This window comes from Pseudoduganella umbonata, assembly GCF_014192225.1.
Classification (GTDB): Bacteria; Pseudomonadota; Gammaproteobacteria; order Burkholderiales; family Burkholderiaceae_D; genus Rugamonas; species Rugamonas umbonata.
Window position 1 is genome coordinate 284,268 of sequence record NZ_JACHXS010000001.1, and the last position, 14,890, is coordinate 299,157.

Sequence of the window (14,890 nt, forward strand, 5' to 3'; positions counted from 1 at the left end):
CACACTGCGCATCCCACCATCGCCAAGGAATCGCCATGTCCATCCTTTCCCGAACCTTTGCCCTGTGTGCCCTGGGCGGCCTGCTGGGCGCCGCCACCGTCGTCCAGGTGCATGCCGCCGCCCCGTTCGCGGCGGCCCAGGCGCCCGGCTGGTACCGCATCGCGCTGGGCCGGTACGAGGTGACTGCGCTGCTCGACGGCACCCATCCGTTCCCGGCCCACGAGGTGCTCACGCGCGGCACCGCAAGCCTGGACAGGACCGATCCGGGCCTGGCGGACCGGCTGCTGGCCGCGGCTTACCTGAAGGCGCCCGTGGAAGGTTCGATCAACGCCTTCCTGGTCAATACTGGAACGAAGCTGGTCCTGATCGACAGCGGCGCCGGTGCGCTGTACGGTGCCGATGGCGGCCACCTGCTGGGCAACCTGCGCGCCGCAGGCTACGCGCCGGAGCAGGTGGACGAGGTGCTGCTGACCCACCTGCACGCCGACCACGTGGGCGGCGTGGCGCTGGGCAGCGCCGCCGCGTTCCCGAATGCCGTGGTGCGCGTCAACGGGCGCGATGCGGCCTACTGGCTCAGCACCGCCGAGCAGGACCGGGCGCCGGCATTCCTGCACAGCATGTTCGACGGGGCGATGGCGTCGCTGAAGCCGTATATCGCGGCCGGGCGCTTCAAGCCGTTCGACGGCGCCGGCCCGCTGGAAGAAGGCATCACGGCAATGGCGTCCCCAGGTCATACGCCGGGCCACACGGCTTACCTGGTGGAGAGCGGCGGCGAGCGGCTGCTGGTGTGGGGCGATACCGTGCACGTGGCACCCGTGCAGTTTCCCGATCCGCGCGTGACCGTGAAGTACGACAGCGATACGGCGCAGGCCGTGGCGCATCGCCGGGAATGGTTCGCCGCCGCGGCGCGGCGCGGCGATTGCGTGGCGGCGGCCCACATCTCGTTCCCGGGCCTCGGCCACGTGGTCGATGGCGGAGACGGCTACCGCTGGCTGCCGTTGAACCACGTGGCCCGGACACCGGTGGCCGGCGGCGCGCCACTCCCGCGTCCGTGCGCGCGTCCCGGCTGATACGGTCCCTGGCTGGGACGTGTCGCCGCGTGCGGCGCGGGCCGACCGGAACACGCGGCCTTCTCCTACAGGTTATTGCTGAGCAGGGTGGCACAATAAAAATGTCATTCCGGCATCTTGCCGGAGCATTGCAGGGCTATCGGCCCTAGGAGACCATCATGCACATCCACCTGATCGCGGCAGTCGCCGCCCTGGCATTCACCGGTGCCGCCTCGGCGCAGAGCCATTCCGTCAGCAACATGGCCAATCCGCCGCAGACCCAGTCGGACAACAAGGCCGCCACCGAAGCCACGCCGGGCAAGACGGCGACCGCCACTCGCAACTCGAACAAGCAGGCCGACAAGAACGCCGGCCAGGCGCGCAATGCGCCCACGGCGCGGCAGGCCGGCAAGAAAGTCGAGACGAGTGGCAGCTCGATGACCGGCGAGCGGGTCGGCGCCGGCTCCAGCGCCACGGCCACCACCGGCATCGGTGCCGGCAATGGCGACAAGGGCGCGGAAGGCGCGATGGAGATCAAGCCTTCTGAAGCCTACGTGAACCCGGTCGAGCGCAACGCGCTCGACGAGGCGCCGAAGAGCGGCCAGAAGTAAGCGCCTGCAGCACCGGCGCGGTGGCCGGGCGACCTGCCGTCGATGCCGGAAGCTTACGGCATCGATGCGGCGTGCCGTGACTGGATATCACGGCCGCGCCGCGATCCCCACCTTGTCCAAGGCCTCGGCCATCCGCACGAGCTTCACGAACTCGGCGCGGTAGCCTTCCGGATCGGCGCCCCGCGCCCCGTTGGCCAGCGTGGCAATGTCCGGATACGCCATTGCGGCCAGCTGCGGCTCGCCGCGCAGCTTCTGCCCGAACGCGGCGACGGCGATGGCGAAGCGCTGGTCGTCCGGCGCAGCCGCGATGCTGGCGCTGCCCGTGGCACGCACGGCGTGCTCCAGCTGCCGGCTGCTTGCCTCGCCGGGCAGCTTGTAGCGCAGCTTGACGAAGCACAGCTCATCGCCGCCGGCCTTCCTGTCCGGCGCGGCGCTCTTGCGAGCCGCGTTGCCTGCGTAACGGGGCGGGTCGACCAGTGACGCCACCGCGCCAGCCGGCGTGATCTCGTAGATCGCCGTTACCGTGTGGCCCGCGCCGATATCGCCGGCATCTACCTTGTCGTCCTTGAAGTCCTGGCGGTCCAGCATCCGCGTTTCATAGCCGACCAGGCGATACGCCGCGACGTGCGCCGGGTTGAACTCGACCTGCAGCTTGACGTCGTTGGCGATCGGGAACATGGTCGAGCCCAGTTCCTCGCCCAGCGCCTTGCGCGCTTCCAGCAGCGAATCGATGTAGGCGGCATTGCCGTTGCCCGCCTGGGCCAGCCGCTGCATCAGCGCGTCGTTCAGGTTGCCTTCGCCGACACCGAGGATCGACAGGTACACGCCGCTTTTGCGCTGGTTCGCGATGAAACGCTCCAGGTCCCGCGGGTCGGTCATGCCGAGGTTGAAGTCGCCGTCGGTAGCCAGGATCACGCGGTTCACCGCCTTCCGGTCGAAGTTGCGCGCGGCCAGTTCGTAGGCGCGCCGCAGGCCGGCGCCGCCGGCGGTCCCGCCGCCGCCCTGCAGCGCCCCGATGGCGTCGGCGATCTTGCCCTTTTCCTTGCCGGCGGTGGGTTCCAGCGCGACGTTGGTGCCGTTGGCGTAGGTGACGATGGCCACGCTGTCGCTGTCGCGCAGCTGCCGGGTGAACAGGCCGAACGCCTGCTTGAGCAGCGGCAGCCGGTCCGCCGGCATCATCGAGCCCGATACGTCGACCAGCAGCACCACGTTGGCGCGCGGGCGTGCGGCCGCGGCGAGGTCGTAGCCGCGCACGGCAATGTGCAGCAGCTGGTTGCCGGGCTGCCATGGGCTCGGCACGACGCCGGTGCCGATCGCGAACGGCCGGGCCGGATCGCGGGGCGCGCTGTAGTGGTAGGGGAAATAATTGACCATTTCCTCCACCCGTACCGCGTCTGCAGGGGGCAGGGTTCCGGCTGCCAGCAGGCGCCTCACGAACGCATACGAGGCCGTGTCGACGTCGGCGCTGAACGTCGATACTGGCTGCTCGCTGACCAGCACGGCCTTGTTGGCGTCCTTGCCGGGGAATTTGTTCACTCCCTCGACTGCGGCGATCGGCGGCAGATAGGGTGCGTGAAAATGGTGCGCCTGTCTCGGCATGACCGCCCGCTGAGCGGTGGCATGCGCGACGACGGACGGGGCTGGAGCGGCGGGTGGCGCCGGTGGCGGCGGGGAGGGCGCAGGCGCCGGACCCGGCGGCGAGGTCTGCGCAGCTTGCTCCGGTGTGGATACGTGGTGGACGTTGCCAAAACTGCAGGCCGCCAGCAACAGGACGATGCCGAGCGGTGCAGCGCGGAACAGCGGCGATTTCATGGGAGGCCTCGCGGGATGTCGGGGGTCCGGACAACATGCCGAAACGGCATCGGCCAGTCAATCGCCGTTACAACTGGCAACCGATGCCTTTCATGCGCGGCAGGCATTAATGGCGGGGAAATTGGCGGAAGGCAGAAAGAGTCGAACTTACAGAGGAACGGCTGACGCCCCTCACCGGGTTTGAAGCCCGGCCCCATCACCGGATGAGAATGCCTTCCTTGGACTACGGTGCCGCGAGCGCCATGCGCATTATGCCGATTCCGGCCAGCTCGCGTTGGGCCGCAGCAGGTGGCTGTTGCGGACGCGGCGAGTATAGCCGACGCGGTCGAAATACTCCAACACCTGGATCGCGCGCTTGCGGCCCAGGTCCGTCGCGTCGCGGAACGTGGCCGCCTGCGCATCGGGCAGCGCGGCGACGATGCGCGCCAGGTCGGCCAGCGCGCGCGGGTGGTAAAACAGGTCCGGCACTACCTGCGACAACTGCCCGGCGCGGGCCAGCTTGCGCAGCAGGCGCCGCACCTCGTCCTCGGGCACGCGGTATTCCCGCGCCAGGTCGCGCACCCACGGCGGATCGAAGCGGCCCCGTTCCAGCGCGGCGAGCAGCGGCGCGGCCAGGGTTTCCTCTTCCGGCGTCAGTGCCACGCTGTGCGCCGGCAGGTGCAGGCTGTGGCCGCGCTGCGCAATCGTGCCGGTGGCCAGCATGCGCGCCACCAGCACTGGCCACAGCGCATCCTCGGCATCCGGCTGGGCCATCCGCTTCAGGCGCCACAGTTCGGGGCCGGCCTCGTCCGGTTGTCTGGCGTGGAAGGCGGCCAATGCAGCGAGCACCGACTCCTCCAGCCGCGCCAGCGCGTCCTGGGCGATCCACAGTTCTTCGCCGCCCGGCAGTGGCAGGCGCACGCATCCGGCAGGCAGCGCGATCGCATCGGCCGGCATCAGCGTCAGCCGGGTCAGCGCGGCGGCCCGCACGCCCATCGGGCTTTGCGCCAGCAGCGCGGCCACGTCGCCGCTGTCGAGCCAGGCCTGCAGCGCGTCGAGCCAGGCCAGCCGCGCGGGGCTGCGGCGCTTGCGCGCGGCGCCAAACGGGTCGAGCACGGTGCCGCCGCCGATGGTCTGCGTGGCCTGCGCGTTGCGCACCACGAAGCGGTCGCCCGGCACCGCATGCACCGGCACGTCGAACACCAGCTGCACGCGTGCCGGCCGCCCCGGTTCGACGATGTCGCCATCGAGCGGCACCACGTTGGCCGTATGGTGCGCGGCGCCCAGGTGCACGTGCACCGGCGACCACGCCTTGAGGATGCCCGCGGCCAGCGTCAGCCGCACGTCGATCCGTTCGGCACAGGCTTGCAATGCCGGGGCGACGATCCACGTGCCCCGTTCGATCTCGTCCTTCGCCACGCCGGCCAGGTTCAGCGCGAGGCGCTGTCCGGCATGACCCTGCACGGCGCTGCGGCTTTGCGCATGGATGCCGCGCACCCGCGCGCTCTGTCCGCCGGGAGCCAGCACCACCGTATCGCCGACGGCCACGTGGCCGGAGAGAGCGGTACCGGTGACCACCGTGCCCTGGCCGGACAGCGTGAACACCCGGTCGACGCCCAGCCGGAACAGCCGCCGGTCGTCGCGCGCCGGCAGCGTGCGCGCCGCCTCGGCCAGGTGGGCCAGCAGAGCCGCCACGCCGGGGTCGCCCGGGACCGTCGCGGCGGTGCGGAACACGGGCGCGCCGTCGAATGGCGTCCCGGCCAGCAGCGCGGCGATATCGGCCTCCACGGCGGCGATGCGCGCTTCGTCGGCGCGGTCCGTCTTCGTCAGCGCCACGGCGCCGCGGCGCACGCCCAGCAGCCGCAGGATGTCCAAGTGCTCGACGGTCTGCGGCATGATGCCGTCGTCGGCGGCAACCACCAGCAGCGCGTGGTCGATGCCGGTTACGCCGGAAGCCATCGTGCGGATGAATTTCTCGTGGCCCGGCACGTCGATGACGCCGAGGATCTCGCCGCCGGCCAGCGGCAGGTAGGCGTAACCCAGTTCGATCGAGATGCCGCGCGCCTTTTCCTCCTTCAGGCGGTCGGTGTCGACGCCTGTCAGCGCGCGTGTCAGCGTGGTCTTGCCATGGTCGATATGGCCTGCGGTACCGACGATCATGCGGGTTCCAGCGCCTTCAGCTGCCGCGCGAATTCGTCGGCATGGGCTTCTTCCAGGCAGCGCAGGTCGAGCCACAGCGTATCGTCGGCGATGCGGCCGATGACGGGCACCGGCAGCGCGCGCAGGCGGCGTTCCAGCACGCCCAGCGGATTGCCGCGCAGGGTCCGTCCCGTAGCGGCGCTGCCCGGCGCGGCCGCCGGGCGGACCGCGAGGCCGAAGCTGGGCAGCACGTCGACGGGCAGCGCGCCGCTGCCGATCTGGCTCGTCATGGCTTCGGCACTGACGGCGTACGACCCGCCCAGCGCCTGCTGCAGCGGTGCCTGCAGCCGTTCGGCCAGCGCGCGCATCGCGCCCGCGGGGCGGGTCAGCAGGCGCAGCGTGGTCAGGCGCTCGGCCAGCAGGTCCGGCGCGTGATACAGCGCCAGCACCGGTTCCAGCGCGGCCAGCGTCAGCTTGCCGACGCGCAGCGCGCGCTTCAGCGGGTTTTTCTTGATCGCGTCCACCAGGTCGCGGCGGCCGGCGATGATGCCGCACTGCGGCCCGCCCAGCAGCTTGTCGCCGCTGAAGGTGACCAGGTCGGCGCCTCCCTCGACGGTTTCGCGCACCGTCGTTTCATGCGGCAGCCCATACTTCTCCAGGTCGACCAGCGTGCCGCTGCCAAGATCCACGGCCACCGGCAGCTTGCGTTCGCGGGCCAGCGGCGCCAGTTCCGGCAGCGTGACCTCTTTCGTGAACCCGGTGATCGCATAGTTGCTGGCGTGGACCTTCATCAGCATCGCCGTGTTCGCGTTGATGCCGTCCTCGTAGTCCTTCAGGTGGGTGCGGTTGGTGGCGCCGACTTCGCGCAGCGTGGCGCCGGCGCGCGTCATCACGTCCGGGATGCGGAACGCACCGCCGATCTCCACCAGTTCGCCGCGCGACACGATCACCTCGCGACCGCTGGCGAGCGTGTTCAGCATCAGCAGCACGGCAGCGGCGTTATTGTTGACGATGGTGACGGCCTCGGCACCCGTCAGCTTCAGCAGGTGTTCCTCGACCAGCGAATCGCGGTCGCCGCGCTTGCCCGTTCCAATGTCCCATTCCAGGTTCATCGGCCAGCGCAGCGCATCGGCCACCGCCTGCACGGCGGCGTCGGGCAGCAGCGCGCGGCCCAGGTTGGTGTGCAGCACGGTGCCGGTCAGGTTGAACAGCCGGCGCAGGGTGGAGCGGTTCGCCGCGGCAAGCTTGTCGGCCAGCGCGGCCAGCACGGCGGCTTCCGATGTGTCGGCCGCGCCACCCGCGAGCAACGTCCCGCGTAGCCCAGCCAGCACGCCGCGCAGCGCTTCGACAGTCTGTTCGCGGCCGTATTCGGCCAGCAGGGGCTGGCAGGCTGGCGCCGCCAGCAGCAGGTGGACGGCCGGCAGCCTGACGTGGCCCGCCGACGCTGGCTGCGTCGGCTTCACTTCCTGCGCTGGCTGCGCCGGCTTTACATCCTGCGCTGGCTGCGTCGGCTTTACATCCTGCGCTGGCGTTCCGTCCTGCGCCGGCTCCTGCTGTTGCGCCGCTATCGTCATTCCGCCGAACCCAGCCGCAGCAGCGGGTTGCCGCTGGCGCGTGCATAGCCCAGCTCCGAGACCAGCATGTCCAGCACCAGGCTGGCGAGGTCGTCGGCCAGCGGGTCCACGTTGTAGTCGTGTTCCTGGTTGAAGATCTTGCGGTATGAATGGCACTCGTCGCACGTTTCGGCGCGCGCCACGCGGGTCGGGTCGTTGGCCTTGTTCAGCATCTTGCCTTCCTTTGCCGCGGCCACGTTCTCGGCCACCGGATCGGCGTCCGCGTCGGTCAGTCCCTGGTACGCCACCTTGGAATTGGCTTCGCAGCACGAGCATTTCACGCGCACCATGTGCCATTCGCTGGCGCACACCGCGCAGTGCAGGTAGCGGTAGCCCTGCGACTGGCCGCCGATGCGGATCACGCTGGCCACCGGGTGCGAGCCGCACACGGGGCACAATGTGCCGGTCACGAGGGGCTGGGCCCAGCGCTCGTCGAGCTGCGCGGCCATCACGCTCCACGTCAGCTGCAGCGCGGCCGCCACGAACGGCGCCTGCGCGGGATCGATGCCTTCGGCGAATTCGCCCAGCACGGCGTCGGCCGCGCCTTCCAGCTGCGCTTCGTCCAGCGCGCGCAGCGCGGCCAGCGCGGCGGCCAGCTGCGGCTGCCCGGCAGCCTTCGTCTCCAGCCTGTCGAGGATGGCGCCGAATACCGCGCGCCATTGGTCTGGCCGCTTGCCCGTGACCGGCAGCGGCGGCATGTTGTGTTCATGCGCGACGCGCATGTCGTCCTGCGGCGGCAGCGGTACGCCGGCCGGCAGCAGGGTCTTCGCGACATCGGCCTGCGCCTGCACGAGCTCGGCCATCACGTTGACATAGCTCCCCAGCGCGTCATCGACGGGGATGCCCTTGATGTTGTTCTGCGCCAGCTGGCGCAGGCGCTCCGCGCGCGCCGCGTACAGTTCGCCCGGCCGCGGCAGCAGCAGGCGGGGGATGGCGGTATGGTCGAGCGATTCGATCTCGCCCGGTTCTAGCAGTCGCTGTACCAAGATAACTCCAAATTCCATTGCGGTATCGCTGCACGCGGAGGCACTGGTGTCGGACACCCGGTTTGTGGGTGTCGGACACCGGTCTTCGGTGCCGGAGCCGGGAAAACCGGTGTCTGACACCTTTTCCAGGAAAGTCGACTGGAAAAGGTGTCAGACACCAGATGCTTCCGATTTCCGTAGCGGATACCAATAAAAAAGCCGGGCCACGCGGGCCCGGCCAATTTTAGACGAATACGAACAAGCGTGCAGTTCGGTGTCAGTGCTTGCGCTTGCGCATCTCGTCCTCGAACCAGCGCGGGTGGTGCCTGCGCGCCCAGCCGTAGGTGACGGTGCCGCGGATCATGGCGCCCATCGAGCCCTTGATCCAGATGCCCGCGTACACGTGCACGATGATCGAGACGATGATCACGAACGCGAAGAACGCATGCAGCAGCGAGGCGACGCGGATGACGTCGATGGCGAACAGGTGCGAGAACCAGGCGCGCCACATGACGATGCCGGTCAGCAGCAGGCCCACCATCGACACGATCAGCACCCAGAACAGCAGCTTCTGGCCGGCGTTGTACTTGCCGATGCGGGGCAGTTTCTCCTCGCGGTTGGCCAGCACGTCGTCCATCTGCTTCAGCCACTGGCGGTCCGTGGCGTCCAGGAAGTTGTGGTGCCAGAAGCGCAGCACCAGCACCAGGAACGACACGAACATCACGATGCCGATGAACGGATGCAGGATCCGCGTCCACTGGCCGCCGCCGAGGAATACCGCCATCCACGACATCGCCGGGTGGAACAGGGCGAGGCCGGAGACCGCCAGCAGCACGAACGAAATCGCCGTGATCCAGTGGTTGGTCCGTTCGTTCGGCTTGTACCGCTCGATCAGCGGGTAGCCTTCCTTGTCCTTCAGGATCTCATCGTGCTTCAGGCTCTTATCGTGACTCATGACGTTCCTCCGCAATGCGTTTCGCGTCGTGCAGCGCTTCCTCTTCTTCCTTGCGGCTGACCTCGTTCGGTCCGACGCGGGTGTAGTGGAAGAAGCCTGCCAGTGCCGCCGCCGCCATGCCGGCCAGGGCCAGCGGCTTCGTCAGGCCCTTCCATGCGCCCACGACGGGGCTGATGGAAGGATTGTTGCGCAGGCCGCTGTACAGCGCCGGACGGTCGGCGTGATGCAGCACGTACATCACGTGCGTGCCGCCCACGCCGGCCGGGTCGTACAGGCCGGCGTTCTGGTAGCCGCGCGACTTCAGGTCCTCGATCCGCTCGGCCGCATGCGTCTTCATGTCTTCCTTCGTGCCGAAGACGATCGCACCGGTCGGGCAGGTTTTCACGCAGGCCGGTTCCTGGCCCACGCCCACGCGGTCGGAGCACAGCGTGCACTTGTACGCGCGGTTGTCCTTCTTCGAGATGCGCGGCACGTCGAACGGGCAACCGGTCACGCAGTAGCCGCAGCCGATGCAGTTTTCCTGGTGGAAGTCCACGATGCCGTTGGTGTACTGCACGATCGCGCCCGGCGCAGGGCAGGCCTTCAGGCAGCCTGGTTCCTCGCAGTGCATGCAGCCGTCCTTGCGGATCAGCCACTCCAGGTTGCCGTCGTTGTTCTCGTGTTCCGCGAATTTCATCACGGTCCACGATTGCGGCGTCAGGTCGATCGGGTTGTCGTACACGCCGATGTTTTCACCGACGTCGTCGCGCAGGTCGTTCCATTCCGAGCACGCGGTCTGGCAGGCCTTGCAGCCGATGCATTTCGATACGTCGATCAGCTTGGCGACCGTGCCGGTGACCGGTTCGCGGGCCACCGGCGGCTGCACCGTGGTGGCCGAGATCCGTTTGATGTCTAGAGATTGTAATGCCATGATCTGTCCTTGTCCGCGCTTAAGCTTTCTCGACCTTCACCAGGAACGACTTGAATTCCGGCGTCTGCGAATTCCCGTCGCCCACCACAGGCGTCAGCGTGTTGGTGAGATAGCCCGGCTTGGTCAGGCCCTTGAAGCCGAAGTGCAGCGGGATGCCGACCGTGTGCGTGACCTTGCCGTCGATCGTCAGTGCCTTGATCCGCTTGGTGACGACGGCTTTCGCCGTGATCGCGCCGCGCTTGCTCGACACCTTCACCTTCTGCCCGGCCACCACGCCGATTTCCTTCGCCAGCGCCTCGCCGATTTCCACGAACTGCTCCGGCTGCGCGATCGCGTTGAGGCGGGCGTGCTTGGTCCAGAAGTGGAAGTGTTCGGTCAGGCGATAGGTCGTCGCCACGTGCGGGAACTCCTTGTGGGTGCCCATCTGCGCACGGTCGCCCGGGAACACGCGCGCGCCAGGGTTGCTGGTCGCCTTCGGGTTCTTCGGGTGCATCGGGTTGTAGCCCAGCGGGTTCTCGAACGGCTCGTAGTGCTCGGGGAACGGGCCTTCGTTCATCTGGCCGCGGGCGAAGAAACGCGCCACGCCTTCGGCATTCATGATGAACGGGTTCATGCCGTTCGCCGGGTCTTCGTCCAGCTTGAAGTCCGGCACGTCCGCGCCGCTCCACGTGGTGCCGTTCCAGCCGACCAGTTTCCGGGTCGGGTCGAACGGCTTGCCCTGCGTGTCGCACGATGCACGGTTGTACAGCACGCGGCGGTTGGCCGGCCATGCCCAGGCCCAGCCCAGCGTGTTGCCGATGCCGGTCGGGTCGGAGTTGTCGCGGCGGCCCATCTGGTTGCCCGCGGCCGTCCAGCTGCCGGCGAAGATCCAGCAGCCGGAAGCCGTGGAGCCGTCGTCCTTCAGCTGCGAGAAGCTGGCGATCTGTTCGCCTTTCTTCAGCAGTACCTTGGTCGGGTCCTTCGGATCGGTGATTTCCTTCAGCGCCTTGCCGTTGAATTCCATCGCCAGTTCTTCCGGCGTCGGATGGGCGGGCTGCGCGTAAGGCCACGTCAGGTTCAGGATCGGGTCGGGGAACTTGCCGCCCTCGGTCTGGTACAGCTTGCGCAGGCGCAGGAACAGGCCGGACATGATCTCGATGTCGCCCTTGGCCTGGCCCGGCGGTTCGGCGCCTTGCCAGTGCCACTGCAGCACACGCGACGAACTGACCAGCGAACCGCGTTCCTCGGCGAAGATCGCCGTCGGCAGGCGGAACACTTCCGTCTGGATCTTGGTCGGATCGACGTCATGGAATTCGCCATGCGATTTCCAGAACTCGCCCGTCTCGATGGCCAGCGGATCCATGATGACGAGGTACTTCAGCTTGGCCAGCGCCTCGGTGACCTTCTGCTTGTTCGGCGCGGACGCCAGCACGTTGAAGCCCTGGCAGAAGTAACCGGTCATCTTGCCCTGGTGCATCAGTTCGATCGTCTGCAGCAGGTCGTACGGCTTGTCCAGCTTCGGCAGGTAGTCGAAGGCCCAGTTGTTTTCCTCGGTGGCGGCATCGCCCCACCAGGTCTTCATGAAGCTGACGTGGAACTTCTTGTAGTTGCTCCAGTAGCTCAGCTGGTTCGGCCGCAACGGCTTCGGTGCACGCGCATCGATGTAGGCGTTGAAATCCTGTTCCTTGTCGAACGGCAGCGTCATGTAGCCGGGCAGCAGGTTCGACATCAGGCCCAGGTCGGTCAGGCCCTGGATGTTCGAGTGGCCACGCAGCGCGTTCATGCCGCCGCCGGCGATACCGATGTTACCCAGCAGCAGCTGGACCATCGCGCCCATGCGGATCGTCTGCGCGCCGGTGGAGTGGTGCGTCCAGCCCAGTGCGTACAGGATCGTGCCGGCGCGGCCGGGCACCGCCGTCGACGCCAGCGTCTCGGCAACCTTGTGGAACTGTTCGGGCGACACGCCGCACACCTTCTGCACCATCTCTGGCGTATAGCGGGCGTAGTGCTTCTTCATCAGCTGGTACACGCAGCGCGGGTGCTGCATGGTCGGATCGACCTTGGCGTAGCCGTCCTCGCCGATCTCGTAGTTCCAGCTCGACTTGTCGCTGTACTTGCCGGCAGTGGCGTCGTAACCGGAATAGATGCCGTCGTCGAACGCGAAATCCTCGCGGACGATGAAGGACATGTCCGTGTAATTGCGGACGTATTCGTGCTGGATCTTGTCGTTCGTGATCAGGTAATTGGCGATCGCGCCCAGGAACACGATGTCCGTGCCGGTACGCGTGGCAACATAGTAGTCCGCCACGGACGCAGTACGGGTAAACCGCGGGTCCACCACCACCAGCTTGGCCTTGTTATGTGCCTTGGCTTCGGTAACCCATTTAAAACCACAGGGGTGCGCTTCGGCGGCATTACCGCCCATAACCAGAATCACGTCGGCATTTTTAATGTCGACCCAGTGATTCGTCATCGCACCACGGCCAAACGTCGGGGCAAGACCTGCCACCGTCGGACCGTGTCAAACACGCGCCTGGTTATCGAATGCGAGCATCCCGAGACTGCGCACAGTCTTGTGGGTGATATAGCCGACTTCGTTGCTGGCGGCCGACGCGGCCAGGAAGCCCGTGGTCAGCCAGCGGTTGACGGTCACGCCGTCCGCGTTCTTCTCGATGAAGTTGGCGTCGCGGTCGGCCTTCATCAGCCGGGCGATGCGGTCGAGCGCGTCGTTCCACGAGATCTTCTGCCATTCGGTGCCGCCCGGTGCGCGGTATTCCGGCTCCTTCAGACGGTTCGGCGAATGGATGAAGTCGATCAGGCTGGCGCCCTTCGGGCACAGCGTGCCGCGGTTGACCGGGTGGTCGGCGTCGCCTTCGATGTGGATGATGCTGGCGGCGGCGTTCTTCGAGCCATCGCCGAGGCCGTACATCAGCAGGCCGCAGCCGACGGAGCAGTACGGACAGGTATTGCGGGTTTCGGTCGTGCGCGCCAGCTTGTACTGCCGGACTTCGGCCATGGCCGTAGCCGGCATGAAGCCGAGCGCCGCGATGCTCGAACCCGCGATGGTTGCGCCAGTTACCTTAAGGAACTGGCGCCTTGACATCTGGTTCATGGAATCCTCTGTAAGGAGTTTATTTGTGTCGCAAAGTAATGTTATCACCGCGAAAAAGTATTTTCGCAGCGAAACTCAACAGAATCAGCTCATAGTTGCGTCACTACGTATTATTACTTATCAAAAGCAACGGATTTATTTGATGAGAAAGCATGTTATTAGTCAAAACGCCATTTAATAAAATGAGAAGCATTCTCAATTGATGCCTGTGTTGTAAAAATCTTGGGACTGGAGGGAGTCATGGCTTGCATGCCATGACCGCTTGGCAGGCGCGGAGCATGCTCCGCGAAACCCCTGCCGCGCCCTCGGCGTTGTTTTGTAACCAGCACAGCCGTTCAGGCATCTGGCGTCGGCATGTGGCATCATTGCCGCCTCGCTTTATCTGATAGACACCGCCATGGTCGACGATCCCACTTCCGCCTGTCCCACCACCTTCGGGCAGGAGCCGCCTCCCGCGATGGAGCGGCGCGCCGTGCTGCGCGTGCAGCAGGGCAAGGCGGCGCCGGCCGAGGATGCGCTGGCGGACGAAGTGCCGGTGGCGCTGGTCTACAACGGCATCTCGCACGCGGTGATGATGGCCACCCCGGCCGACCTCGAAGACTTCGCGCTGGGTTTCTCGCTGACGGAAGCGCTGATCGACCATCCCGGCGAGTGCTATGGCATCGAGGTGGAGGCGGGGCCGGCCGGCGTGGCGGTGCAGCTGGAGATCGCCAGCCGCGCCTTTGTCGCGCTGAAGGAACGCCGCCGCTCGCTGGCCGGCCGCACCGGCTGCGGCCTGTGCGGCGTGGACAGCCTGGACCAGGTGTACCGCACGCTGCCGCCGCGCACGGGCAAGGCGATCCTGACCGGCGCCGCGGTGCGTGCCGCGCTGGCCGCGCTGCCCGAGCGCCAGGCGCTGAACCAACTGACCGGCGCCACGCACGCGGCAGCCTGGTGCGACCTCGCGGGCCGGATCGCGGCGGTCCGCGAAGACGTCGGCCGCCACAACGCGCTCGACAAGGTGGCCGGCGCCTTGGCGCGCGACCCCGGGTTGCGTATGGATGACGGCTTCGTGCTTGTCACCAGCCGCGTCAGCGTGGAGATGGTCCAGAAGGCCGCGATGGCGGGAGCTGCCGGCATCGTCGGCGTGTCGGCCCCCACCGCGGCGGCGGTGCGGATGGCGGCCGGGGCAGGGCTGGTGCTGCTGGCCTTTGCCCGCGGCGACAGGTTCACCTGTTATGCCGGCCAGGAGCAGGTGACGCCTTGAACGTCCGGCGGCGGCCGCCAGGCCCCGCGGCCCTTGGCGCCTGGACACTAGCGACGCAGGCTGACACGCATGTGGCATGTACGCTGACGCAGCGGTGCCGCCACTCTTGGTTAAATGGTGGCGAGGAATCCACCATGGACAAACACCACGCAAGCGGCACTGCGCCGCACTACACACTGGGTCTCGAGACTGTCGAGATCGATGCCGTGCTCGATGCCTGCGGGCTGGTCGGCGCGGTGCTGAAGGCCGTGGCGCCGGAACTGAACACGCGTTCCGCCGCGCGCCTGCTGGCCGAGGCGACCCGCCACGAATACCACAACGAACCACTGACGCGCTCCATTCTCGTCGAGGTGGCACGCGCGCTGCAGCGCCGCGAACTGCAGGAGACGACCGTGCCGGGATCGCACTGATCCCGCGTGTCCGGATCCGGACAGCGGGGTGACCGGATCCGGCCGCCGCGGCCGGGCTTGTCTGCCGTTTGCCGCGGTGGCATGTACCGCTGGCCTTGGCATGCAAGTTG

At 67.4% G+C, this 14,890-nt stretch carries 12 protein-coding genes and 1 tRNA gene; 5 read left to right on the forward strand and 8 right to left on the reverse strand.

The genetic code is table 11. From position 1 onward, the window contains the following. Nucleotides 1-35: 35 nt before the first annotated feature. Nucleotides 36-1,070 carry an MBL fold metallo-hydrolase gene (locus FHS02_RS01250; RefSeq protein WP_137312435.1) on the forward strand — a complete coding sequence of 345 codons (1,035 nt, stop codon included), beginning with the start codon at nt 36-38 and terminating at the stop codon, nt 1,068-1,070. Nucleotides 1,071-1,228: 158 nt separating this feature from the next. Beyond that, nucleotides 1,229-1,660 (forward strand): hypothetical protein, encoded by a 432-nt coding sequence (locus FHS02_RS01255; protein WP_137312436.1) that lies wholly within the window; start codon nt 1,229-1,231, stop codon nt 1,658-1,660. Nucleotides 1,661-1,747: 87 nt separating this feature from the next. On the opposite strand, the gene FHS02_RS01260 is transcribed toward FHS02_RS01255, so the two are convergent. From FHS02_RS01260 to fdnG, 8 genes are all read right to left on the reverse strand, one after another. Beyond that, nucleotides 1,748-3,196, reverse strand: coding sequence for a vWA domain-containing protein (locus tag FHS02_RS01260; RefSeq protein ID WP_229422501.1), 1,449 nt, complete (start codon nt 3,194-3,196; stop codon nt 1,748-1,750). Between the two features lie 398 nt (nt 3,197-3,594). Beyond that, nucleotides 3,595-3,690: transfer RNA gene (locus tag FHS02_RS01265), tRNA-Sec, on the reverse strand. A gap of 31 nt (nt 3,691-3,721) precedes the next feature. Continuing rightward, nucleotides 3,722-5,611 (reverse strand): selenocysteine-specific translation elongation factor, encoded by a 1,890-nt coding sequence (gene selB, locus FHS02_RS01270; protein WP_137312438.1) that lies wholly within the window; start codon nt 5,609-5,611, stop codon nt 3,722-3,724. Continuing rightward, a complete protein-coding gene (selA, locus tag FHS02_RS01275) occupies nt 5,608-7,164 on the reverse strand; it encodes an L-seryl-tRNA(Sec) selenium transferase (RefSeq protein WP_137312439.1) in 1,557 nt (518 codons plus the stop codon). Before selA ends, selB begins: the two co-directional genes overlap by 4 nt. Next, nucleotides 7,161-8,189: a formate dehydrogenase accessory protein FdhE gene (fdhE, locus tag FHS02_RS01280; RefSeq protein ID WP_137312440.1), complete on the reverse strand. Its 1,029-nt coding sequence runs from the start codon at nt 8,187-8,189 to the stop codon at nt 7,161-7,163. Before fdhE ends, selA begins: the two co-directional genes overlap by 4 nt. A 256-nt stretch (nt 8,190-8,445) precedes the next feature. Then, nucleotides 8,446-9,123 carry a formate dehydrogenase subunit gamma gene (locus tag FHS02_RS01285; protein WP_175424693.1) on the reverse strand — a complete coding sequence of 226 codons (678 nt, stop codon included), beginning with the start codon at nt 9,121-9,123 and terminating at the stop codon, nt 8,446-8,448. Then, complete coding sequence (gene fdxH, locus FHS02_RS01290) at nt 9,110-10,033, reverse strand: formate dehydrogenase subunit beta (protein WP_137312441.1); 924 nt, start codon at nt 10,031-10,033, stop codon at nt 9,110-9,112. Before fdxH ends, FHS02_RS01285 begins: the two co-directional genes overlap by 14 nt. A gap of 19 nt (nt 10,034-10,052) precedes the next feature. Next, a complete protein-coding gene (gene fdnG, locus FHS02_RS01295) occupies nt 10,053-13,124 on the reverse strand; it encodes a formate dehydrogenase-N subunit alpha (RefSeq protein ID WP_137312442.1) in 3,072 nt (1,023 codons plus the stop codon). Here fdnG and FHS02_RS01300 point away from each other — a divergent pair. The 3 genes from FHS02_RS01300 to FHS02_RS01310 all read left to right on the forward strand — a co-directional run bounded on the left by FHS02_RS01300 (nt 13,027) and on the right by FHS02_RS01310 (nt 14,780). Then, nucleotides 13,027-13,302 carry a hypothetical protein gene (locus FHS02_RS01300; protein ID WP_175424634.1) on the forward strand — a complete coding sequence of 92 codons (276 nt, stop codon included), beginning with the start codon at nt 13,027-13,029 and terminating at the stop codon, nt 13,300-13,302. The two genes, fdnG and FHS02_RS01300, sit on opposite strands and share 98 nt — an antisense overlap. Before the next feature lie 219 nt (nt 13,303-13,521). Continuing rightward, nucleotides 13,522-14,370: a formate dehydrogenase accessory sulfurtransferase FdhD gene (fdhD, locus tag FHS02_RS01305; protein WP_137312443.1), complete on the forward strand. Its 849-nt coding sequence runs from the start codon at nt 13,522-13,524 to the stop codon at nt 14,368-14,370. A gap of 134 nt (nt 14,371-14,504) precedes the next feature. Further along, complete coding sequence (locus FHS02_RS01310) at nt 14,505-14,780, forward strand: hypothetical protein (RefSeq protein WP_137312444.1); 276 nt, start codon at nt 14,505-14,507, stop codon at nt 14,778-14,780. Nucleotides 14,781-14,890 lie beyond the last annotated feature (110 nt).